Genomic DNA, 24814 nt, shown 5'->3' on the forward strand with positions numbered 1-24814 from the left:
TGCATAAATACAGTCAATGCTTCTCTTTAAACGTTCGTCGCCAACTCAATTGACAAAGATTCGTTTCTCATTCATCTATTCTTCTTTATCTTTTTTCCGTTTTCCGATTCCGAAGAGTCCGAGCAATCCTGAAAGAGCAAGCAACAATTCACCGAACAACGAATGATTTGTTGAATCTTCACCGGTTTGCGGCAAAGTATTCTTACTTTCATTTGGTTGCGCAGCTGAATTATTTGGCGTTTGCTTTTCAATCGTGGTTGATTGTTCTGCAACGCGAACCGTTCCATCATTTGCTGATGAAGCCTGCTTCGTTGAAACAGCCTTCTTCACCGTTTCAACCTTCAATGATTGTCCTGCCGCTGGCTTAGTGGTTTGAACAGGTTTCTTCGATGGTTGAACGTGTTCAGTTGGCTTTGCAACTGATGCTTGCGGCTTCTTAGCTGGTTCACTTGGTTTGTGTTCCGGTACTGTCGGCTTCTTAGTTGGTTCACTTGGCTTGTGTTCCGATGTGGCCGGTTTCTTGTTCGGTTCACTTGGCTTATGTTCCGGTGTTACCGGCTTCTTGTCCGGTTCACTCGGCTTGTGTTCTGGTGTTGCCGGCTTCTTATCCGGTTCACTCGGTTTGTATTCCGGTGTGGCGGGCTTCTTGTCCGGTTCACTCGGCTTGTGTTCCGGTGTTGCCGGTTTCTTGTCCGGTTCATTCGGCTTGTGTTCCGGTGTCGTTGGCTTCTTGTCCGGTTCACTCGGCTTATGTTCCGGTGTGGCGGGCTTCTTGTCCGGTTCACTTGGCTTGTGTTCTGGTGTGGCTGGCTTCTTATTCGGTTCACTCGGTTTGTGTTCCGGTGTTGCCGGCTTCTTGTCCGGTTCACTCGGTTTGTGTTCCGGTGTTGCCGGCTTCTTGTCCGGTTCACTTGGCTTGTGTTCTGGCGTAACTGGCTTCTTGTCCGGTCCACTTGGCTTGTGTTCCGGTGTTGCTGGTTTATCAGCCGTGTAGACGACATTGACAACTTGATCAGTTGAATTTACCGAAACGTTGTTTTCAGCTTTAACTGTCTTTTGCGTTGGCGTGTAGCCCTTCACAGTTGGTGATTCAACCGCATCGTAGCTGTCACTGCCGCTTGGTTGCCAATCAGTGTAAGTTACTTGACCCGTAACTTCGTTGACCGTTGCGTTCCGCGTAAACGTGATCGTTTGCGTTACGCTTGGAGCCAATTGCTTGCCGTTGGCGTCCACGTAATTGATCGTCCGGGTAACCGTCTTCGTTAAGTCAAGCTTCTTTGGATTATTATCCGGCGTATAGTTATTAATTGTTTCCTTTAAATGAACAACGTAATGCTTTACAACTCCACTAACATCAAAAGTGATTCCATTTGCTGGATAATTTCCACTGACATACTGGTAACCCTTCTTTTCATAGTTCTTAAGGACTGCGGACTCATCGTAATCAGCCTTAGTTCCAAAATCACCATTTACTGTTACCGTTTGAATTGCTTTTCCTGTTGTATCATCCACATAAGTAATCGTTGCACTTTCTTGATTATCAGAATAGGTAACGACCTGGGTAATATTTGAAGCTGATTCAGCAACATTCTTAAGGGCCTGAATTGCTGCTTTATTTGGCGTATAACCCTTAATAGTCGGTGAAATTACCTTACTGAAAGCGTCATTTGCAGATGCTTTCCATTTCGAATACGTAATTTGCCCAGTAACATGATCAAAGGTTGCGCTTCGACTGAAGACAATCTGTTGCACAACAGACGGATCAGCTGTCTTTCCGTTTTGGAAACGATAATTAATCGTCCGCGTTACCGTATGCTGAAGATTTAACAACTTATCTGGATTAGAGGTTGCTGTGTCTGTCGTAATCCGGTGCTTCAAATGGATTTCAAAGTGTTGAACTTTTCCAGCCTGGTTAAAGATGTTTCCGTCTTGTGGATAATCGTTACTTACAAGTTCGTATCCTTTGCTTTCATAGCGCTTGATCGTTTGATCTGGTTGATAATCAGAATCTGTGTCATATGCGCCACTTAACGTTGTCGTCGATAACACCTTGCCCGTTGTATCGTCAATGAAGCTCACCGTTGCTTGTTCTTCATTCGGAGTATAAATAACATTTTCAACCATGTTTTGGGTATCAGCATTCACCGTTGCAACCGCTGAAACTACTTTTTCACTCGGAGTATAACCAGCTATTTCTGGTGATTGAACTGCTGCAAATGCAACATCCCGGCTTCTTGCCCATGGACTATAAGTAATTTGTCCAGTAACTTGATCTTTTGTTGCCGTCCGCGTGAATGTAACGCTTTGAACAACTGATTTTGCAGCGGTTTGCCCATTTTGATAACGGTAATTGATCGTCCGCGTCACTTCATGCGTTAATCCAGCTACATTATCTGGATTATTATCAACAGTGTTAATTGTTGTTTTGTGTTTCAAGTGAATTGTAAAGTTCTGTACTTTACCGGCTTGATCAAATTCAATTCCATTTGTTGGGAAATCATCGCTAACAACTTCATAACCCTTAGCCTCTAATTGTTTGATCGTTGCTGCTGGGCTATAAGTAGATGTTGTTCCGAATGCACCGTTAAGGTTAACCTTTGAAATCACCTTATTTGCCGTATCATCAACAAACGTTACCGTTGCTTGTTCTTGATTTGGTGTATAAGTTACGGTGATCGTCCGATCAGGAGTTTTATCTGAAACACCATCAACAGCTTGAACAACCGGTTTGTTTGCGGTATACCCAGTAATCACCGGACTCTTAACTGCATCAAATGAAGTTCCATCGACTGCTTGCCATGGAGTATAGGTAACTGCACCCGTTACGGCATCCTTTTGAGCATCACGGTGGAAGTGTAACGTTAATACTTTGCTTGCTGCCGCTTGTTTACCATTAGCGTAAACATAGTTGATCGTTTCCGTTACCGTTTGATCGAGGTCTAAGCCAGCTGGGTTTTGATCATCTTGATGTTTCAAGTAAATATTGTAATTATTAACCGTTCCGTCTTCATCAAAGCTTGCACCACCTTGTGGATATCCATTCTTCACAAGAACATATCCTTCGGCTTCATACTTTTGAATCGTTGCAGTTGGTTGATAACTTGAAACTGTTCCATATGCACCACTTAAATCAACAACTTGTAAAGTTTTGCCAGTTGTTTGGTCAATAAACGTTACTGTCGCCTTTTCTTGGTTTGGCGCATAAGTAATCACCTGAACATTATCCTTATCGCCAGGTTGGACTGCGACTGCTGAACTTTGTTTTTGACTAGGAGTATAACCAGTAATTTCCGGTGATGTAACTTGAGGGAAGTTACTAATTGCCGGTGTCCACGGTGTATAAGTAATTGCTCCCGTTACATTGTTCTTGATTGCATCCCGTGTAAACGTAATCGATGCTTTCTTAGTAGAAGCTGCCTGCTTCCCATCAGTAAATTGATACTTGATCGTTTGAATTACAGTATCCGTTAAATCTAAACTTTGCGGATTATTATTTGGGGTAAACGTTGTCGTTGTTTCCTTCAAATGAATTTGGTAAGTTTGGACTTTGCCATTTTGATCAAAGACGTTTCCATCTTGTGGATAGTCACTGCTTACAAATTGATAACCGGCTTGTTCATACTTCTTAATTTCATTTTCAGGTTGGTATGAAGAATCGGTTCCGTATGCTCCCGATAGATTATCCGTTGCAATCACCTTGCCAGTTGTATCGTCAATGTATTGCACGACTGCTTTTTCTTGATCAGCAGTATACGTTACTGTTGTCGTTACATCTGGTGATTGACCGGTCAAATGATAAACTGCAGCAACACTCGATTTATCTGGTGTGTAACCGGTAATTTGTGGTGAAACAACCGCTGGGAAACTATCATTACCATTTGTTTGCCAGGCTGAATACCCAATGATCTTGCCAGTTACATTATCCTTTGTTGCTGTCCGCGTAAAGGCAATCGTCGTTGTCTTTGTTGGAGCAGCTTGCTTACCATTCGCATAGACGTAATTAATCGTTTCAACCACATCATGAGTAAGGTTAAGCCCATCTGGATTTGAAGTTGGTGTTTCTGTTGTGTACGTATGCTTCAATGTAATCATAAAGTGTTGGGCTTGTCCTGCTTCATCAAATTTAACACCCGTTGTCGGATAATTATTACTTACTAATTGGTACCCCGCCTTTTCTAATGCAGCAATTTCACTCGCCGGTGAATAATTCGATGTTGAGTTAAATGCTCCCGTCAAGGTTACATTCTTGATCGTCTTATCCGTTGTTTGGTCAATAAATGTTACCGTTGCACTTTCTTGGTCTGGAGTATACGTAATCGTCTGTGAACTATCAGCACTTGATGATGTTACTCCAGTAACTGCTGTTGATGATGTTGCGTTTGGAGTATAACCCGTAATTGTTGGCGTTGGCACTGAACTAAAGGTTCCGGTTGCTGGTTCCCAATTACTATATGTGATTGTTCCCGTTACATTATCCTTTGTTGCCGTCCGCGTAAATGTCAATTTTTGAACATTATCTGGCTGAGCTTGACCACCAGTACTGTACACGTAGTGGATCGTGTGCGTTACCGTATTACTCAAATCCAAGTTTGCCGGATTATTTGTTGAAGTATAAGTCGTTGTTCCATGTTTCAACGTTACCGTATAAGTTGGTGTTACTCCATCTTTGTTAAAGGTAATGCCATTTGCGGGTACCCCATTATTTACAAGCACATATCCCTGTTTTTCATAGTTTTGAATAACTGAATTTGCATCGTATGCAGTTGTTCCGTTGTAAACTCCATTGATCGTTACAGTTTGCAATGTCTCACCATTTGTCTGGTCAACATACTTGATCGTTGCGGTTTCCTTATTTGGAGTATAAGTAATCGTTTGGACATTATCAGCCGCATCGCCAGTAACATTGTTAATTGCAGTTGATGAAACTGCACTTGGGGTATAACCCGTAATGACCGGCGACTTCACAGCAGGAAAATCGTCATTTCCAACTGCTTGCCATGCCGAATACGTAATTTTGCCAGTCACTTCGTCTCTAATCGCTGTCCGGTTGAACGTGATTGAAGCCGTTGCATCCGGTGCCGCCTGTTTACCGTTACTAAATACATAATGGATCGTTTGGGTTACCGTATGTTTCAGATCAAGGTCATCCGGATTATTCGATGTGTCGAAATCTTGGGTTGCTTCTTTCAAATGAACTTGGTAATTTTGAACAACACCATCTTTATTAAAGACTGCTCCATTCGTTGGCCAATTATCACTAACAAGTTGATACCCTTGTTTTTCATATTGATTAATTACAGTTTGTGGATCGTAATTTGAATCTGAATTAAAGTTACCAGTAATAGTATCTGTCTTCAAAGTCTTGTCCGTCGTATCATCAATATACGTGATTGTTGCCTTTTCCTGATTTGGTGTGTAAACCACCGTTTCTGTATGGGTTTGATCATCAGGATAAGCACTCATTGAAGGTTCTTCAGCAACATTAGCTGTATATCCTGTAATTGATGGTGACTTAACTTCAGGGAATGTTGCAATGCCACTTACAAGTTTCCAAGCGGAAGCTGTTTGAGCACCTGTAACATTATCCACCGTCACTGTCCGTTCATACTTAGCAGTTTCCGTATTTGATGGAGCTGCGGTTTGCGTTCCGGCAACAATTTGTCCATTTTGATTCGTTCCATAGACGTAGTTAATTACCCGGGTAGTTGACGTTGAAACCTTTACTCCCTGAGGCAAATTCGTTGAAGCAGGTCCATAAATTGTCGTCCCGTGCTTGAACATTACATCATATGTTAATTGTTTACCATCTTGATTAAATTGAATTCCGTTTGTTGGAACCCCATTATTAACCAATACATAACCTTTTGATTCGTACTGTTTAATAAGCGAACTTGGATCATACTTATCCGTTGATCCAAAGGCTCCTGTTAACGCAACCGAGTTAAGTGTCTTCCCAGTTGTTTCATCAATATAGTTAACAACCGCTTTTTCTTGGTTGGCATTATACGTAATCGTTTGAGTATTACTAATATCGCTTGCAGTTGCATTAGCTGCCGGCTTTTCTGTGATTGCTGTTGATGAAGCCGCACTCGGAGTATATCCACTAATTACTGGTGAAACAACTGCTGGATACCCCGTTGCCTGCGATGTCCATGCTCCGTAAGTAACCTGCTTTGTTACATGGTCATAAGTTGCCGTCCGCGTAAAGGTGATCTTTGTTGTCTTGGTCGGTGCTGCTTGCTGACCTTGTTTACCAGTATTTGCTCCATAAACATAATTAATTGTTTGGGTTCCTGTTAAACTTAAACCGCTAATTTTATCAGGATTATTTGTAACTGTATCTGTTGTAACCTGATGCTTGAATGTAATGCGGTAAGTTGGAACATTCCCGGCATTATTAAAATCAATTCCTCCTGCTGGGAAACCATCAGATACAACCTGATAACCTTCGCTAATATATTTCTGAATATTTTCCGCTGGGTTATAACTTGACTTTGTTCCAAATGCCCCTGTAACTGTATCCGTACTTAATACTTTCCCAGTGGTTTGATCATAATATTCGATCTTTGCACTTTCCTGGTTTGGTGTATAAATTACATCTTTAGTAATTGAAGCATCCGTTCCATCGGCATTCGGTGTAATTACCTGGCTTGCCACAACTGTTGGATTGGCCGTATAACCTGTGATTGTTGGTGATGTAACAGCTTTTGTTTGTTGTGAAGCCACGTTCCATTTACCATTTGATAAAACTTTTCCGGTAACTTCATCAACCGTGTTATCACGCGTGAAGGTGAAGTTTTGCACATTATCAGCCGGTAAATTGATTTTTGAACCATCAGCTGGTGCTTGTCCTAATTCATAGTGAACCGTATATGTTACGTGGGCTGTTTGCGCAACCTGTTTTGTTTGATGGATCAAATAAAACTTAAAGACTTGTGTACCATCAACGTTAAACCATAATCCTTTTGCCGGAAGAGATGGATGGAAACCAACTGGCTCGTATCCCTGGTTATGATAATTAGTAATTGTACTTGTTGGTGAATAAGTAGCTTCACTTCCATATGCTCCCGTCAAGGTCGTCGTACTTAAAACATTCGTCGAATTGTAATTTGGTGTCGCCGGATCACTTGGATCAAATGCATCAATGTATTCGATCTTAATTGTTTCTTGTTTCGGCGTATACGTAATCGTTTGAACATTATTCTGCGGCGTAGTTGTTGCCGTCGGTGCACTAACTGTTACTGCCGTACTTTCAGCCTTATCAGGGGTATAACCCGTAATCGTTGGCGAAACAACTGCCGGAAATTCTGAACTGCTTGGAGTCCAATTTCCATAAGTAGTTGCACTTGTCACCTTATTCGTTGTAACTGGACGCGTAAAGGTAATCGTTGCCGTATGATCAGCAGCAAGTGGCTTTCCTGTCTGATCAACGTAGTGAATCGTTTGGGTAATTGTCTTTGTTTCAGTTGAATTTACAATTTGTTCCTTTAAAACAACTTGATAATCAACAAGCGGACTTGTGCTATCTTTATCAAATGAAATTGGCTTAAAGTTATTGCTTACTAATTCATATCCCCGGCTTTCCAAAGCGGAGATTTCAGCATCTGGCGAATAATTTGATGACGTTCCAAAATCGCCTTGAACCGTTACCTGATTGATTGTTTGACCCGTTGTTTGATCAGTAAAGGTAATCGTTGCCGTTTCCGTGTTTGGAATATAGGTAATAATTTGAACATTATCTGGACTTGAACCATCAACCGTTACCGCCGTACTTTCCGGATGAGAAGTCGAATAGCCATAAATTACTGGTGACTTAACCGTACCGAAAACATTCGTTGTTTGCGGTTTCCAATCGCCATAAGTTGCTTGGTTGGTTACCTTATCCAATGTCCCCGTCCGCGTAAACGTTAATGAACGCATTACTGGAGCGGCAGCTTGAGTTCCATTTGAATATTGATACTTAATTGTTTGGGTTACCGTTGATGTCTGAGTCACCCGAACGATCGTATGTGCAAATACAAGGGTGTACTGCTGACTGCCGGTTTCTTCAAATGAAATTCCGTTTTTAGGAAAGTCATTTGATACTAACTTATAACCCATTGATTCAAGCGTACTGATTTCAGTTGCTGGCGAGTAACTTGAAGACGTTCCAAAATCACCGTTCAAGTTAACAACGTTAATATTCTTCCCTGTTGTTTGATCATAAAATACAATTTCAGCATCGGCTTCAATTGGTGAATAAATGATCGTTTGAACGTTATTAGCGTCAGTCGCTTGAACATCATTTACCGCTTGAATTGTCTTGATATTTGGTTCATAACCGCTAATTGTTGGTGCAGTATATGCCGGAAAATCATCGCTGCCCTCTGCCGTCCAAGCAGTATATGTTCCATCGGCATTCTTCGTCCGCGTAAATGTAATTGTTGTTACTTTTGGTTGAAGCAACTGCGTTCCATCATTCTTTAAAAAGTAGATGGTTTGGGTAACCGTTGTTTTCGTATCACTTTGCGGTGTTTGAGTCCCTCCATTATTTGGAGTATAAACGACCGTAACAACGGAATTATTTGCATTACTGCTGACATTTTCAGCCGCAACGGTTGCAATACTTGGAGTATATCCATTAATTGTTGGCGACTTAACTTCCGTAAAAGTTGAGTTATTATTTGCTGCTGTCCATGTACCGTAAGTAATTTCATGGGTAACATTATCCTCTGTCGCTGTTCGTGTATACGTAACCGTTTGAACGTCATCAGCATGAGCGGCTTTCCCATCAGCATAGACATAATGAATCGTTCTTTCAATAACCTTGGTTAATCCCTTAGCATCACTTGGTAAAACCGTTGATGTGTGGGTAAAGTCAACTTCATAGTTTTGCTTTCCAGTGTTATTGAATACTAATCCTTTTGAAGGAATGTTGTTCCGTGCAACTTTATAACCTTGACTTTCAAGTTGATTAATTACCGATTGATAGTCAAAGTTTGCAGTCGTTCCATAAGCACCTTCAAGGACCTTCTGCTGAATGACTCGTTTAGCATCCATATCATAGAATGTAATGGTCATCACGTAGTTATTTGGCGTGTACGTAATTGTCTGGACGTTATTCGGCGTATTAGCAGTTACCCCTGTAATCGCCTGTGATGCCGTATAACTTGGGGTATAGCCAATGATTTCCGGTGATTGAATCGATGGAAATTCATCTGTTCCCGATACATTCTTCCATGAAGTTTGCGAAATAATTTGTCCAGTAACTTCATCAACCGTTTCCGTTGCTTGGAATGTAATCCGAGCAGTATGATCCGGTTGCGCCCGCTTTGAAGAGCCACTATACACATAGTGAATCGTTTGGGTAACGTTAGCAGTTACCGTTGCTGACTTCGTTTTATGACTAACATGAATCGTATAGGTTGCTCCATTATTTGAAGTATTAAAGGTTAACGAACTAGGCCAAGTGCTGCTAATAACATTATAGTTAGCTGCATTGGTCAAATTCTTTTGTAAAATATCATTGGTTGTTTCTGAAACGGTTTGTCCAAAACTCCCATTGACTGTAACCGTCTTGATCGTTTGATGAGTTGTATCATCAATGATTTGAACGTTTACCTTCTCTTGAATTGGAGCATACGTATATGTTACCGTTTGTGCTGAATCAGTAACCGTTCCTGTCGCATTTGATGGTGTATTTGTTAACTGATAACCCGTAAATGTTTTGGCAGTAGTTGTGTAAGTATCACCAATGTATGGCGTAGCTTCGGCCGTTCCTGATGAACTTTCATAACTTGCAGTTCCCGTTCCTAAAATTTTACCATCAGCAGTTTGATAAACAACGTCAACTGGTTTTCCTGCTGACCGACTATGGTCAAAATAAAGCGTTACCGTTACACTTTGGTTCCAGGGATTAATGAAATAGTTAATTTCAACTTGATCAAGGGAATAACCGTTCTTTGAAAGGTAATTTACCCCTGATTCAGTATCTGTTCGAACCTTTGATCCATTTTCATATGAGTAGTAAATTTCACCATTATCCCAACGATCATCAGCCGTAATAACATCATTGATCAGTTGCCCATCGTTATTTTCATATTTGATATACCATTGGGCATCCAAATTATCCATATCGATATTTTGGGCATCTTCTGGCGATAAGGTGACATCTCCAACATAAGTTGAACTAATATCATACAGCTTATTGGTAGCCGTAAAGGTTGCATTTTCATTTTCATCATGGTTCTTTATTACCGGATTGATTTCACTCAACCGTTGGCCATCATTAACGGTCGTTTTGACTGCGGACGGGAATTCCGGATCATTCGATAATGTTCCCTTTTCGCCATCAACAAGTGATGTTGGCGAAGATGTGGAACCAGTCATTGAATTTTGCTTGGTTGACGATTGTGAGGCCTTGGATGAAAGCGAACTTGTAGCCCTACTTGACGACTTTGAGCTTTCGACTTGGCTGCTTTCCTTTGAATTTAAGGAAATCGAAGCCTTCGAAGATGAAATCGCTGAACTCGACATGTGACTGCTTGAACTCTTCGAACTTTGTGAAGAAACAGCTAACGAACTTGCAGCAGAAACTAAGCTTGAACTTTGTTGAAGACTACTATTAGGCTTAACTGATGATGAAGGAACCTCCGTTGTCGCTGATTTTTCTGTTTCTGATTGGACTTTTATTTTTTCTAATTGTGAACTTGATTGTATTTGAATAGACGCCTTGCTGTTTTCACTAACAAGTCGTTGACTAGAAATTTTTGCTGATTCAATTGAAGCTTGAGGCACTTCTTGTGCGTGAGCAATGCCTGTTGCTATCCCCCCCCACTCCAATTCCTAATGATAAGAACGTTAAGGAAGAAGCAACCCAAAACTTACCTTTTTTATATAGTTTTACTCGGTTGTAACGATCGCCGAAATAACTTTTATTTTTCATTTGTACACCTCTATAACCTTTGACTCATTAAAATTACTCAATACTTATACACAGTATATTGTAGCAGCAATTTAAGTGGGAATATGAAATCCAGCACGATATTTAAAGTTTTTTAATCTCTTTTTATTTATATCTCAATAAGGCGTAATTATAATAAAGCTGTGCACAGATAAAAAAACGAACTGCTTTTTATCAGTTCGTTTTTTTGTAAACTACTTACTTGCTTTTTCGTCTTCTTCTTGTGCTAAAAGTAAGCATCCTGTGATTCCAGCATCGTCGCCTAATGCACAGTGAACAATGTATTTATCCAAATCAGGCGTCTTCAAGTAGCCATTCATTTGCTTCTTGAATGATTCCCGCATCATTGGGAAGAGTTGTTCCTGCTTTGAAACACCGCCGCCAAAGATAATCATTTCTGGTGAAAGAACAACCGTTAAGTCCATGCATGCTTGAGCAAGGTAGTATGCTTCGATTTCCCAGTCATGATCATCCTTTGGAATTTCGTATGCTTTTACCCCATGGTGCCGTGCTTCAACCGCTGGACCAGCTGTTAACCCTTCAAGACAATCCTTGTGATATGGGCAATGGCCTTCGTACTTGTCATCTGGATGGCGCCGCATGATCATGTGTCCCATTTCAGGGTGGCCAAAGCCTTCAAGCAATTTACCGTTAACGACTCCACCACCGCCAACGCCAGTTCCGACAGTTAAGTAAACGCAGCTGTCTAATCCCTTAGCAGCCCCACGCTTTAATTCACCGTATGCAGCAACGTTAACGTCCGTTGTCCATGCATATGGAACGTCAAACCGTTTCTTCATTTCGCCAAGGAAATCATAATTTGCCCAGCCTTCCTTAGGCGTTGTTGTAATGTAACCGTATGTATCTGAATTACGGTTAACATCGATTGGACCAAATGAACCAATTCCAATTGCATCACATGGGTTTTCTTCAAAGAACTTGAAAACTTCACTCATCGTTTCGGCGGGAACCGTTGTCGGAATTTTAACCCGCTTTAAAACGTTTAAATTTCCGTCACTGACAGCACAAACAAACTTTGTTCCGCCGGCTTCAATTGCACCATATCTCTTTGCCATATGCTTTCTCCTTATTTGTTATATTCACATTTATGATTATAAAACAAAAGCGCTTTGAAATAAACGCTTTCAAAATTATTAATCAATTTTTTAACGAATCAAGTTGCATTGTGTATAATATTATGTGATTGAATTTTTGTTCTAGAAAGGAGCACCCATTATGCGTGTTCGACGTCTTGATCATATTGTTTTAACTATCAGCAACATTCCGCAAGCAACGCGGTTTTATCACGAAGTTTTTGACATGCCTGTCATTGAAGATCAAACCGATGAAAATGTCACTACATTACGGTGCGGTCACCAGTTGATTCGACTTCAAAAGACCGACCGGCCAACCGAGTTAAAAGCTGACCATCCAACAATTGGGGCGGCTGATTTATGCATCGTTGTCGGTGATGACATCAATGATGTTGAAAACCACCTTAAAAGTTACTTTGTAAACATCGTTGAAGGCCCTGAAAAAAAGATGGGATCCGAAGGCGAAATGACTTCAATTTACATTACTGACCCGGATAACAATTTAATTGAAATTGCTTCATATAAAAAATAAAGTGGCTGTTCCTGGAAATTCCAGGTCAGTCACTTTATTTTTCTAACCAACCGCCATCGATTGGGACCGCTGTTCCATGAATGTAATCAGCTCGCGGGCTTGCTAAGAACATGGTCAACGCAGCAACTTCTTCTGGTTGCGCCCAACGTTTTGCTGGGGTTTGATCAGCAACCCATTTGGCCATCTTGCCATCGTCTTCTTCAAAGTCCTTGGCGTTCATTGGGGTTTCAATTGCCCCGGGAGCAATACAATTTGCTCGAATGCCTTTCGCAGCATAATCATAATCCAACTGCTTTGTATAACCGATAATTCCAAATTTTGCAGCCGTGTATGCAGCGCCGCCACCACCGGCAACCATGCCAGCAATCGATGCCATATTAACGATCGTTCCATGACCATTTTCAAGCATCTGCGGCAAAATCAGGTTTGTGATCCTGAAAATACTCTTCAAATTCGTATCAAAAATTTTGTCCCACTGATCTTCGGTCGTTTCTAAAGTCGGAGCATAGCCGTCAAGGATTCCTGCCGTATTGATCAAAATATCGATCTGGTTGTTTTCAATGATTGGATTTAACCAGGCCTCAATTTCCTGTGGATCACTTACATCACATTTCGTAAAGTTAAAGTTTCCGTGATCATTCAGCTCATATACTTGGCCACCATTTTGAATATCGGCCCCGAAAACTTTCGCTCCGGCATCCAAAAAGGCCTTGGCCTGTTCAAAGCCGATTCCCGATGAAACGCCCGTGATAACAACGATTTTTCCTTCAAATTCCGGATATAAATTCATTAGTCAACCAACTTCCAATCTTCAGCTAAAACGTCGCATGAGGTCGGCATGAATTGCGACAATGCCGGTTCTTCCTTTGTCCGAATCATTAAATACGGGTTGATTGCTTCGCCGTTCAAAGTGTCATTATTAACGACGAAAATGTATTCTTCCGAACCGCCCCAACCTGTTCGAACGGCTTTTTTACCCTTTTTTAATTCCGGTAAAACTTCTTCAAATGTCATTTTGATCCTCCATTACTTTGTTAAATCAATTCGTTTGCTTAAAATTCCAAAAATTACCGCACCAATTACCATTGAAATGAATTCACCGACTGCAACCGCTAAGTATGTTGGCCAAAACGGAAGGTGATTTACGAAATGTAATTCTAACGCAACCGTCCAGGTCATCAACGTACATACAACCACTGCAATTGCAAGCTTGCCGGCCGTCGATTTGACCCGCCGGCTTAAGAAATAACTCAGGCTTGTCATTAAAAGCGTCCCCAAGGAACCGAAGATGATATCAACAATTCCAAGCGGTGAATTAAGATTGGCAATTGCGCATCCAATCGTTAATGCCCAAATATAACGCTTATTGAAAACGGCAAGGTTATTAAAAATTTCAGATAACCGAATCTGCATTGCACCGTAACTGATCGGCGACAATACAATTGTCAATGCCGCGTAAAGGGCCGCAACGATTCCGGCTTTAGTTAGACTAACTAAAGACTGTTTTTTTTGATTATTCACAGGTATCAAACCTCTTTCTAGTTTTTTTAAGTGGGATTTTCGCGAACCACTCATGTTCTAGTATAAAAAAAATCAGCAATGATGACAAATTCACCATCCCTGATTTTTAGCTTAACCCCAACTGATGACGATCCCATCCGTTCCGATATGGGCAATCATCGAAAGGTTCATTTCATATAATTTAATTTGGGCAGCCGGAAATGTCCGGTTGATTGCCTTAATCAACCGTGAAATCACTTGATCGTTATGCCGAGTTCGAATTGCGGTAATCGTAATTTGAAGTTGCCCTGCCATTTCTTGATACGCCGGCATGATCATTCGCCGAATCGTCCGGGAAAGTTTGCTATGCTGCAGATAAGTACTTTGAACTTCAAGCTGCCCCTGCGGATTAAAACGCATTAACGTTTGCGGGCGAAAAATCGTTTTTTGAATCGGAAAGACCCCATTCTTAACGTATCCGGTAGTCGAAATATGCCGCAGATTCTTTAAAATCATCACGGTCTGATTGCTATTCCGAACCTCTTTCAAAATCGGCTCAATTGCATTCCAGTCCTTTCCCTGAGCAACCAGTTTCGCTGCTAATACCGCTAAATTACCCTCTGCGACGCCCATTGAATACGAATCAACCAAATGAATGTTGATTTGATCATGGCGTTGCTGATATGAGCGCAAATTATTTCCTAAACCACTAATATCATTATCAAGGTAAACCCAGATAACATCTGTATAACCCTTATCGATCAGTTCATTCAAAAATTCATCGATTGCTGTCACTGACACCTGACCGCACATTAAAAACGAATTTTTTTCACGAAGCATTGCCTTAACCTGTTGCCGATCATAGTCATACTTCTCATAATATCGCTTGCCGTTCAACAATAACGGTAACGACAACGTTTTAATTGCTAATTTATGCTTGATTTGAGGAGCAATAATCGCCGCGCTATCTGTCAGAATCGCAGTTTTCATTTCTTACCATCCAATTCATTAATCCTTCAATTCTAAACATCACTAACTATCTTACCATATTAACCGATCAAATGCTGACCAAGCATAAACCCTAGAAAAGCAAAACTGATTCCAATCACATAACTTAATATTCCGTATAACACCGCCATCCGGTAGTTATGATCATCCAGTAATGCAAACAATTCCGTATTAAACGTTGAAAAGGTCGTGTAACCGCCTAAAAAGCCGGTTCCAAGAATTGCATATGGTAATGTCTTAAGCTTAATTCCAACAACGAATCCTAAAACAAGGGCCCCTGAAACATTTAAAAAGAACGTTGCTAATGGGAATGAACCCTTAACGTGTTTTTTGATCAGATTCGTTAAAAAATACCGCACACATGCTCCAGCGCTTGCACCTAAACCTAACATCCAAATCATTAAAATTCACCCTTTTCCTTCTTTACCAGCCGGCTTGCTAAAATATAGCCGAGAGTTACACATAAAAAACCGCCTAGAATACTAATACTTAAATAAGCCATCGCATGAATCAAATGATGGGCGTTTACCAATTTCATGAAATCAACTGTAAATGAAGAAAAGGTCGTAAATGCCCCGATAAACCCGGTTCCCAATCCAACATTCAGCCATCCAGCAAGCAAATCGCGTTCAATCACATAATACGTCAGAAATGCTAACAAAAAGCATCCTACCAAATTAGCAACGATCGTTCCGCTACTTTGCCAAATTTTTCCTAAATAATACCTGCTGATTCCGCCAAAAAAGGCAAAGAAAGCAACGCTCAAATAATTTTTTACCTTATCACTCATTTTAAAACTCTTCCTTTTAATTTAGATATTGATCGATTTTTTGACGAAGATAATCTTCAAATGGTTTGAATGGCCGGTATCCTGTAATTTTCTCTTTGGCCTGCCCATTAACAAATAAAATTTGAGTCGGAATATTTTGAATTCCAAATTGCTCCGCAAGTTCCCGGTATTGCCCAACATCAACCTTTGCAAACTTAATTTGATTGTCGAATTGATCTTCAAGCTGTGCAAGAACCGGATCCAGCATCTTGCACGGTTGGCACCAATCGCCCCAAAAATCGAGCAAAACTAATCCGCTAGCTGTTTCTTCAGCAAAGTTTTGATCAGTGATCGTAACTGCCATTTTTCCACTTCCTTGAATCTGATAACATATCCTTTTATTTTACTCTTCTTTCAAAAATATAAAAAGCCGGGAAAACCCGACCTTTTATCGTTTATTATTTATCACTCTTTTTTCTGAAAGGAATCATTGCTCCCAAGCCAGCCAAAATTACTGCTCCAATCGCTGTTAAAATTCCGCGTTGTTCACCCGTTGCCGGCAACTTCCGGTTATCAGCATTCGCTTTTGAAACATCTAACTGCTTTGCACCTGCTTGTCCTTGAACAGTTGGATCATTTGAATTCTTCGCTGCTGGATCTTCATTTTTAGCAAAGTTCATTGAAGATGATGAACTCTTATTTCCTGGATCAGCAACATTTTTATCCGGATCAGCCGTCTTCTTTGAACCATTTGATTCAGTACTTGATGAAGCTGGTTTTGAGTTTGAACTCTTTGCTCCAGGATCTGCTGGATCTTGAGTTGATGATTTTTTCAAGCTGCTTGATGAATTTTTGCCACTTAATTCGCCACTTGATGACTTCGAACTACTTGAAGTCTTTCTCGATGAATCCCCAACATTTGAACTCTTTTTGTTGTTTCCGTTACTTGAAGTGCTTAATTGCTTATTACTTGAGTCCTTCTTACTACTGTTTGCGCTTCTTGAAGTACTTGATTGTTTATCGCTTGAAGCCTTGCTTGATGAACTTTCAATACTTGAGCTCTTTTGGCTACTGCTGTTTGATGACTTCAATTGACTGCTTACACTGCTTGAAGTCTTGCGTGATGAGCTTTCAACACTTGAGCTCTTCTTACTACTTGATGACTTCATTTGGCTGCTTGTATTACTTGAAGTACTTGATTGCTTGCTGCTTGAAATCTTGCTTGATGAGCTTTCAATGCTTGAACTCTTCTTACTACTGCTGTTTGATGACTTCAACTGGCTGCTTACGTTGCTTGAAATACTTGATTGCTTACTGCTTGAAGTCTTGCTTGATGAACTTTCAATGCTTGAACTCTTCTTACTGCTTGTGCTGCTTGAAGTACTTGATTGCTTGCTGCTCGAAGTCTTATTTGATGAGCTTTCAACACTTGAGCTCTTCTTACTACTTGATGACTTCAATTGGCTGCTTAAATTACTTGAAGTACTTGAGTTCTTTTGGCTACTACTTGATGAAACCTTACTTGAACTTGATTTTTCGCTTAAGGAGCTCTTTACACTTGAACTCTTTTTACTACTGCTCGATGATTTTAGACTGCTCTTACTCAATGATGATGAATACTTACTTGAGCTTGAAGAACTGGTTCCATTCAATGCTGCCTGGGCTTTGTCAACTGCTTGTTGCGCACTTGTAACTGCACTTTTAGCATTATCAAGGGCTGTTTTCGCAGCTTGTTGGTCTTTAACTGCCGCAGTATATTGCTGGTAAGTATTTGAAACCTGGGTCTGCAACTTAACAATTTCTTGATACATTTGCTTGGCATCTGCAGTATTCTTATCTGCTAATTGATAATACTGGTCTTCTAATTGAATCGCCTTATTATCCAAGTCTTGCCATTGCTGACTCAAACTCCGTGCCTTTTGAGTTGCATTATCATAATTCGTTTGCGCCGATTGCAAGTTTTTCTTTGCATCCGCAAGCTTTTGTTGAGCATCTTTCAACTGTTCTTGCGGTGTCAAACTTGAACTTGAAGATTTTGAACCCGTTGAGGTACTAGTTGATCCCTTTAAGCTTGATTTTGTCGAACTTGAATCCGTACTTGATGAAATCGCACCGTTTGCCGTTACCGAGCTGCTTGAAGCTTGAACTACACTGGAGCTTCCACTGGTTGCAACGCTTGAACTTCCATTTAAAGTGCTGCTTGAAACGGCACTTGATGTTGTACTGCTTGCTTGCGCAGCATCAAATGCCTGCTTTGCTTGGTCATAAGCTTTTTGAGCAGTGACCAATTGTTGTTGAGCAGCACTCAGGTTTGCCTTAGCAGTTTGTTGCTGTTGGGCTAACGTTGTGTGTCGGGCCTGAACATTTTTCAATTCAGTTTGCACTTGTTGAATTTGCTTTGCAACTTCAGCGCGTGGATCTGTCGTTCCGCTGCTGACACTGCTTGAATTACTGTTTAAACTTGCTAATTTGTTATCAAGGTCTTCAAGCTGTTTATCTAATGCCTGCCACTTATCGCTATTATTTTTAACTTGTTGATTAATTGTATTTAATTGACTTTGCGCTTCATTCACTTTCGTTTGCGCAGCTTGCAGATTAGCTTTTGCTTGATCCAACTGTCCTTGAAGTGAATTACCCGATGTTTGCGCTGCTTGCTGATTGACCGCAACCGTTGTTGCATTCACAGCCGGGGCCAAACTTCCCGCTACCAGCATTCCCGTCAAAGTTAATGAACATAAAAGATAGTTTCTTTTTTTCAAATTTTAACCTCCTAAAGTAATCTTACTCATTACTAATATTAATTATTGTTCGAATTTTAATAACCTATGCTTATTATTTTATCAAAAATCACCCGTCATTATTGGGAATTTAATTTTTAATAAGACTTATTTATAAACTTTTTAAACTTTAACCGTTCCTTTTTAATTATTAATGCTACCCTTTTAACTAGGAGGTGAAAAAAGATGGAAAACCAAAATGCACCACTTTGTACGAATGGCATGCAATGTACTGCCGGCTGTCCGTGTGCAGGTAAGGACGGAATTTGTCATTGCCCGATGATCGATGATCAAAAATGCGCATGCAACGGGCATTGCGTAGTTCCAAAATCAAAGTAACAAAAAAAGCTATGGCCAAAGCCATAGCTTTTTTCATTCTTATTTATCAAACACTTTCAAAGTACTCTTATTTGCCGGTTGAACCTGTTGGAGTTCGCCACGAACAATGATCCGGGTCTTAACTCCAGGAGTTCCTGATGAGCAGGTTACCAATGTTAATAACTTTTGACCTGGGACATCATTTAACCATTGAACTTGATCTTCATTAACGATTTTCTTCAATGTAACCTTGTAAGTATAAACGTTCTTTCCGTCTGTCAAATATACTTTGGCCCCAACGCCAATGTTTGCTAACGGTCCAAACAAAATGCTGTTGTCTTCCATGTGGTGACCGGCAAGGCAGTAGTTGCCCTCTTCACCCATCGTTTCATTTTGTTTCATCGTTCCAGCCCCACGCATCAAATTGCTTTGAGCTAAACCGTAGAAGACTGGCAAGTGAATCCCGACATCTGGAATCGCAATCTTTCCGATTGAATCCGCTGCATTTGAAGTTGCAGCCTTGGCAACATCTTTCGTGTCAACCGGACGAACGGCATCATAATCGAATTGCCCTTTCTTCGGCTTTGAACTGCTGATTGGCTTGTTTAATGCGGTCGTTGAAATGTGGTTAACAACAAATGATTTGATTTGTTCGTTAAAAATCAATGCTAAGCCGCATAATACCAATAAAATAACCAAAATACTTACAAGGGTTTTCCTTACTTTCCCATGTTTTTTACTTCTTGATTCTGCCATCTTGAGTTACCCCTTTCATTTTTACACTTACTATTTCGTCGTTTCAGGTTCTGATTGACGAACGGTTGAATCTTCCTTCTTTTTCAAAACAACTAAAATTCCGATACTTACAACGGATACGATTGCTCCGAGGAACAAGTATGGTGTCCGGTAAGTAAACGTTACTTGGTGTTTTCCAGCACTGACAGGAACTGCTAAGAATTCATCAAGCGCCTTCTTCGGTTTAACTGTCTTGCCATCAACCTTAACGTGCCAACCAGTTTGAGCAGGAATCGTTGTCATGATCAATTCATGTTTTGGAACGTCGATCGTTCCGCTGATCTTCGTATTACTGAAGTGATCAAGCTTCAATGGGTGTTCATTCAAATCATTCATTAATGACTTGTATTTACTCATATCAAGGTGATACAACCCAAAGCTGTCAAGTTGCAAACTATTGTTAGTCAATGTCATCGTCAACGTTTGCTTTTGATCTTTTTGACCGCCGCCGGTAATGTTCAAGATCATTGGTGAGTTAAAGTCCCCGGTTTGGGTCAACTGTTGATCACCGATCGTGAATGAACAATTCAAGTTACCATTATTGGCAAATGCTGGTCCGATCGTTAAGTAGTATGGATCGTTTGTCTTTGGTGTAAATGGCATTTGAATCGTTGCATCCTGATTACCATTGACCTTGGTATACGTATTATTTCCTTCATCCTTCAAGTTGCTGTAAACAACACTTAAATCTTTATATGACTTAAAGAGTTTCAGTTTCTTGTTGCCTGCCAAGCCAGCCGCAATCATGTTTTGATTTTGAATTGGTTGGGCAGATTGTAACTTAACATTCAAGATATCTGGACTTGCGGCAAAACCAATCGGCAAGACGTACGGATTCTTGTAAATATTAATCGTGTTGGTTCCATTTACCAAATTATCATTACTCAAATCAAGCCGGGTTGAATATGGTGATAAAACGTTCGTATCTGACGTTTGATTCAACATGTACTTGATTCCAAGGAATGAGTCTGAGAATAGCGTCCCGTTACTGTAACCCGTGTAATTATCACCGGATGAATCCCCAATTTCGTTCATAAAGTTTGAAGTCTTCGGATCCATCATTGAATTAAATTCATCGGTTCCATAGAAGTTACATTGCATTGGATCGTCCTTTGAACGTTCAAAGGTTTTGCCGATCCGGTAAAACTCATTCTTACCTGGCCGAATTCCATCAAGCGCAGTATTCAGGTTTGAAATAAAGCCGGCAAAATCGCTTTGTTTAACATAGTCGATTGGATTCAAACTCAAAGCGACGTTTGCCCCCATTTCGACGGTTGTTAATGCTAATAATGAAAGTTTGAACCATTTCTTCATCGGAACTGAGAATAATACTAAGAATCCGATGATGATCACGCTGCTGATTACAATATTCGTGCTCTTTAAGAAACCAAACTTCTTAATGTTGTAGAAGCTGTATTCGACGATTACCCCTAAAACAATAACACTGAGCATCAACTGTAACCGGGATAGCCGGGTGATCTTCAATAGTCCCCGCGCCGCAATTAGAATCATCCAGAAGCAGACAATGTATGAGAACCGGTATGGATACCATACAGGGAATTGCATTGCGTGCCAGAACAAATCAAGCGGTTGGTAGCAAAGGGAAACAACAAAGAAGGCACTCACAACGATCGTTGCGATCTTTTCTTTCAGTTTGATCTCCTTGCATGTGAAGTAGCAGATAAATCCAATTAATACCAAAGTTCCAACGAAGATGTTTGGCGTTCCCTTTGGCATTTGGTCAAAGTTGAACCCGCCGACCAAAAACTTCGGCAAGATCTTCCATGGTGAGTAATCAAATTTCCATTGGAATGACTTGGTATTATATTGCGCCTTGGTCTGCATAATGTTAAAGAACGTTGGTAATAAGACAACGGCTGCCATGCCGGCTCCAAGAAGCGACCGGCCAATAAAGCTTCCAATCGTCTTCCACTTTGCTTGAATCTTTTCACTGTTGCGGACATATGTCCATGCAAAGTATAAAACCGCGAAGATGCAGATCATGTAACCCATGTAGTAATTTGTAACTAAAATAATTGCTAAAAATACCGGGTAGACCCACATGCTCTTCCGTTCAATCAGATTTTCAATTCCGATGATCATTAGTGGCAAGAAAACTAATGCATCTAACCACATAATGTTCAAGATATTTGCAACCACAAAACCGTTTAAGGCATATGCAATTGAAAATGCTGGAACTAAGAATCCTTTTTGCCACTTTTCTTTAAGCAGCAACTTACTGAATGCCCATCCACTGCATCCAACTTTTAAAACGGTAATCAAGAGAATCCCGAATGTGATCCATTTTCCAGGCGTAAAGAGCAATACTAAATTAAACGGGCTGAATAAATAGTATGCCCATGTTCCCCACATGCTGCCCCCAATCGCATTTTGGAATGAATAGAAGAATTGACTGAAATGGTGCAGCAATGTGTTCCGATAAAATGAATAAAAATCAACATATTGCTGCCCTAAGTCAACCGTCAAAATTGACGAATTTCCAAACGGGAACATCTTCCGGTAAGCAAAGTACCCTAATAAAATCAAAATCGGTAATGCAAATGAAAGCAATTGCAAGAGACGGGTGTTTTTGCTTGAATCCGAAACTTTACGCGAGGATTTCTTTTCTCTTTTTCTCACGTTTAAACTCACCCCATAATAGTTATTTGTTTGATAAAATTTTTTACTTTTTAACTTTATCACTCATTTAATGATTGTACCATAGATTAAATAGTTTCTATTATTCCTAATAATGAATCTTAAAAAAATAATATTTGTTTAACGAAAAATTCTTACTCTCACGATTTAAGAAAAAAGAAAGGTTACGACAATCGCCGTAACCTTTCTTTTCAAATTATCTCAATGAATCCCATGCTGGCAAATCAATCTTTGCTTGGTGATTAATTTGCTTAGCACGTTCTGAAATATACTTTTGGTTAATAATGACTTCATAAACGTATTTATCGAACCATTCATCCGACATCACAAAGTAGCCTTGGTCGCCGATTTTACTTCCCCATGAATTTTCAACTTTCCACTTGGTTGGTTTGCTATCCACGATATCAACGCCCGTAAACGTCATTGCGTGGGAGACTTCCCCGTTGCGTGACATCAGGCGATCTTTTTTGCTTAATTCAAGGTCAACGTTAAATAATTCACCCTGTTTAAAGAATTCAGATGAAAGGTAACCTTTTTGCCGATCAAGATCTTGTAAAACGTCGCATCCAAACCAAACCGTTTCACCGTTTTTAAGTGATGCAATCACGGCATCCTTCAATTCTTGAGTGCCCACATTCAAGAATTCAATATGCTTGCCGTTGTAAATATAGTCTTGACTTGGCAGACCATATTTTTGATCCATTTCATGATCGGGTGCATCTAACAAACAAACATAATCATCAAAATTCCGCTTGCAGTATTTTTCAAAGAAACTCTTCGGCGTTAAATCGCGATCAATGTGGTAATCTTTATCTTGATCACGGTATTCAAAATCAAATTTAACTGGCGGTTGTCCAAACGCATAAACAAGCATCCGGTAAATATCGCTTAAAGCTTCTTTTTTATATGCCCTTAATTCTTCATCGGATTTCCCGGCTGCCTTCATTTCACGCAGATGCATTGCATCCTTACTAAGTTTCAGATTTAATGATGAGTTTAAGTCGCTCGTTTGATCACTTGCGAAAGTTTCCGGCATGACGCTTTGCGGAACAACCCCGTATTTGTCAATCAATGCCGCCGCATTGGCCCATTGACCGCCATCATTATCATTCCAGTTCAAAACATCAAGTAATTCCCGGTCATCGCTTGGACGATCAGCCAACCGAATCACTTCTTCAAGGTAATGATTAGCCTTTTCCAACCGGTCAAAAAACGAATTATAGTTTTGGGAGAACTGAAAGTCCTTAACATTGTATTTCTTTTCAAATTCGTGGCGCATGGTATTCAACGTTGCAAATAACCAGCAACGACCGCTCTTTTTCTGAGCAGTCACTGCTCCGGTTTCAACCTCAATTGAAAATACCCGGTTTAAACCGCGTTTAGCTGCATAGTTGCGGCTGGCTGCGATCACGCCGTTTTCCTGAACCGCCCGGCCAAGTGAAGCTGACGCTGGGGTTTGTTCATAATCTTGGTTAAATTTTTGCAGATCTTGATATGTAATATCCTGTTCCTTTGTCATCATGATTCTTCTTTCATCAAAAACTAATTTTAATTTAATTGTATTTTAACATACACGTTCAAAATATCAACATTAAAAAAATAAAAAGTTGGAACTGATGTCCCAACTTTTTAATCATTTTGAACAACAACCTTTGTTCCAACCTTTAAATTCTGCATCATCCATTTCGCATCCGGAACTGATAGCCGAATACACCCGTGCGAAGCCGGTTGCTTTCCAAGCTTCTCAGCTTCCGGAACATTGTAACTTCCGTCTTTCTTTGTTGGGACTGTATGGAAAAGGTAAACCCCGTTATCCTTCCACGAAACCCAGTAATTTGCGCCTTCATTTAATGAACTGTTAAAGAAGCTTTGGCCCCGTTCCGGTTGAATTTGGTATGTTCCCGTCGGCGTATCGCTGACCATCTTTCCGGTATTCGGATCCTTATGGAAAAGGCCACCACTACAGTACATCGTGTAAATTACCTTATTCCCCGACATCAAATATGTCCGGTTCTTTAACAACGCCACTTTGATCCAGAAATTTTTAACGTTATTTAAATTTGGATACGGAACCTTTTCTGAAGACTCCTGCCAATTGATCGGCGTCCGCATTACTGACTTTGCAGCCCGCTTCTTTGCGGCTGCAACTTTTTTCCTTGCTATTTTAGCAGCCCGCGCTTTGGCCTGTTGTTCGATCACAATTTGGTGATGATCAGCAACATGCATACAGTGCCGATAGCCAAAAAGGCCAAGAAGCGTCATTATTAAGATTAAAATATCAATTTTTCGAAATTTAATGTTCGCCAGTTTTTCCTGTCGCCGACGCTTAATCGATTCGCTTCGTTTTTCCATGCTTTCCTTTTATCTCCAGTAGATACAAAGGGTTGAACAGCATTGTAAAACTTTCGCTTTTCCGTTCAA

The 24814-nt window shown here is 40.4% G+C and carries 17 protein-coding genes and 1 riboswitch; of the genes, 2 read left to right on the plus strand and 15 right to left on the minus strand.

Annotation, left to right across the window (positions count from 1 at the left end):
* Positions 1 to 75: 75 nt before the first annotated feature.
* The 3 genes from FC33_RS02230 to FC33_RS02235 form a co-directional block, all read right to left on the minus strand.
* A complete protein-coding gene (locus FC33_RS02230) occupies positions 76 to 10776 on the minus strand; it encodes a mucin-binding protein (RefSeq protein ID WP_057826994.1) in 10701 nt (3566 codons plus the stop codon).
* Entirely contained in the window at positions 10757 to 10924 is a 168-nt protein-coding gene (locus tag FC33_RS08575; protein WP_081037028.1) for a KxYKxGKxW signal peptide domain-containing protein, read from the minus strand. Before FC33_RS08575 ends, FC33_RS02230 begins: the two co-directional genes overlap by 20 nt.
* A 212-nt stretch (positions 10925 to 11136) precedes the next feature.
* Complete coding sequence (locus FC33_RS02235) at positions 11137 to 12018, minus strand: ROK family protein (RefSeq protein ID WP_057826995.1); 882 nt, start codon at positions 12016 to 12018, stop codon at positions 11137 to 11139.
* A gap of 160 nt (positions 12019 to 12178) precedes the next feature.
* On the opposite strand from FC33_RS02235, the gene FC33_RS02240 reads away from it, so the two are divergent.
* On the plus strand, positions 12179 to 12568 hold the full coding sequence (locus FC33_RS02240) for a VOC family protein (protein WP_057826996.1): 390 nt from the start codon (positions 12179 to 12181) through the stop codon (positions 12566 to 12568).
* Between the two features lie 34 nt (positions 12569 to 12602).
* Here the strand turns inward: FC33_RS02240 and FC33_RS02245 are convergent, their stop codons facing one another.
* The 8 genes from FC33_RS02245 to FC33_RS02280 form a co-directional block, all read right to left on the minus strand.
* Entirely contained in the window at positions 12603 to 13358 is a 756-nt protein-coding gene (locus FC33_RS02245; protein ID WP_057826997.1) for a 3-oxoacyl-ACP reductase, read from the minus strand.
* Positions 13358 to 13582, minus strand: a complete 225-nt coding sequence (locus tag FC33_RS02250; protein ID WP_057826998.1) for a DUF2829 domain-containing protein — start codon at positions 13580 to 13582, stop codon at positions 13358 to 13360. The genes FC33_RS02245 and FC33_RS02250 overlap by 1 nt, the downstream gene beginning before the upstream one ends.
* A gap of 12 nt (positions 13583 to 13594) precedes the next feature.
* Positions 13595 to 14089 carry a QueT transporter family protein gene (locus FC33_RS02255; RefSeq protein ID WP_081037029.1) on the minus strand — a complete coding sequence of 165 codons (495 nt, stop codon included), beginning with the start codon at positions 14087 to 14089 and terminating at the stop codon, positions 13595 to 13597.
* A gap of 11 nt (positions 14090 to 14100) precedes the next feature.
* Positions 14101 to 14145, minus strand: a riboswitch (PreQ1 riboswitch).
* Between the two features lie 55 nt (positions 14146 to 14200).
* A complete protein-coding gene (locus FC33_RS02260; protein WP_057827000.1) occupies positions 14201 to 15058 on the minus strand; it encodes a DegV family protein in 858 nt (285 codons plus the stop codon).
* A 59-nt stretch (positions 15059 to 15117) separates the two neighbouring features.
* Positions 15118 to 15477 carry a fluoride efflux transporter CrcB gene (gene crcB / locus FC33_RS02265; RefSeq protein ID WP_057827001.1) on the minus strand — a complete coding sequence of 120 codons (360 nt, stop codon included), beginning with the start codon at positions 15475 to 15477 and terminating at the stop codon, positions 15118 to 15120.
* Positions 15477 to 15866, minus strand: a complete 390-nt coding sequence (locus FC33_RS02270; protein WP_057827002.1) for a fluoride efflux transporter FluC — start codon at positions 15864 to 15866, stop codon at positions 15477 to 15479. Before FC33_RS02270 ends, crcB begins: the two co-directional genes overlap by 1 nt.
* Before the next feature lie 16 nt (positions 15867 to 15882).
* Positions 15883 to 16209 carry a thioredoxin family protein gene (locus tag FC33_RS02275; protein WP_057827003.1) on the minus strand — a complete coding sequence of 109 codons (327 nt, stop codon included), beginning with the start codon at positions 16207 to 16209 and terminating at the stop codon, positions 15883 to 15885.
* A gap of 94 nt (positions 16210 to 16303) precedes the next feature.
* Positions 16304 to 18604 carry an LPXTG cell wall anchor domain-containing protein gene (locus FC33_RS02280; RefSeq protein WP_057827004.1) on the minus strand — a complete coding sequence of 767 codons (2301 nt, stop codon included), beginning with the start codon at positions 18602 to 18604 and terminating at the stop codon, positions 16304 to 16306.
* Between the two features lie 204 nt (positions 18605 to 18808).
* On the opposite strand from FC33_RS02280, the gene FC33_RS08400 reads away from it, so the two are divergent.
* Positions 18809 to 18961 carry a hypothetical protein gene (locus FC33_RS08400; RefSeq protein ID WP_164477235.1) on the plus strand — a complete coding sequence of 51 codons (153 nt, stop codon included), beginning with the start codon at positions 18809 to 18811 and terminating at the stop codon, positions 18959 to 18961.
* A 39-nt stretch (positions 18962 to 19000) separates the two neighbouring features.
* On the opposite strand, the gene FC33_RS02285 is transcribed toward FC33_RS08400, so the two are convergent.
* From FC33_RS02285 to FC33_RS02300, 4 genes are all read right to left on the minus strand, one after another.
* Complete coding sequence (locus tag FC33_RS02285; RefSeq protein WP_057827005.1) at positions 19001 to 19696, minus strand: sortase; 696 nt, start codon at positions 19694 to 19696, stop codon at positions 19001 to 19003.
* 30 nt (positions 19697 to 19726) lie between these two features.
* Complete coding sequence (locus FC33_RS02290) at positions 19727 to 22375, minus strand: YfhO family protein (RefSeq protein ID WP_162257608.1); 2649 nt, start codon at positions 22373 to 22375, stop codon at positions 19727 to 19729.
* A 214-nt stretch (positions 22376 to 22589) separates the two neighbouring features.
* On the minus strand, positions 22590 to 23915 hold the full coding sequence (locus FC33_RS02295; RefSeq protein ID WP_373863520.1) for a C1 family peptidase: 1326 nt from the start codon (positions 23913 to 23915) through the stop codon (positions 22590 to 22592).
* Between the two features lie 107 nt (positions 23916 to 24022).
* The gene (locus FC33_RS02300; protein WP_057827008.1) at positions 24023 to 24745 is read right to left on the minus strand and encodes a L,D-transpeptidase; all 723 of its coding nucleotides are present in this window, start codon (positions 24743 to 24745) and stop codon (positions 24023 to 24025) included.
* Positions 24746 to 24814 lie beyond the last annotated feature (69 nt).

This window comes from Ligilactobacillus aviarius subsp. aviarius DSM 20655, assembly GCF_001436315.1.
In the GTDB taxonomy this organism is placed as follows: Bacteria; Bacillota; Bacilli; order Lactobacillales; family Lactobacillaceae; genus Ligilactobacillus; species Ligilactobacillus aviarius.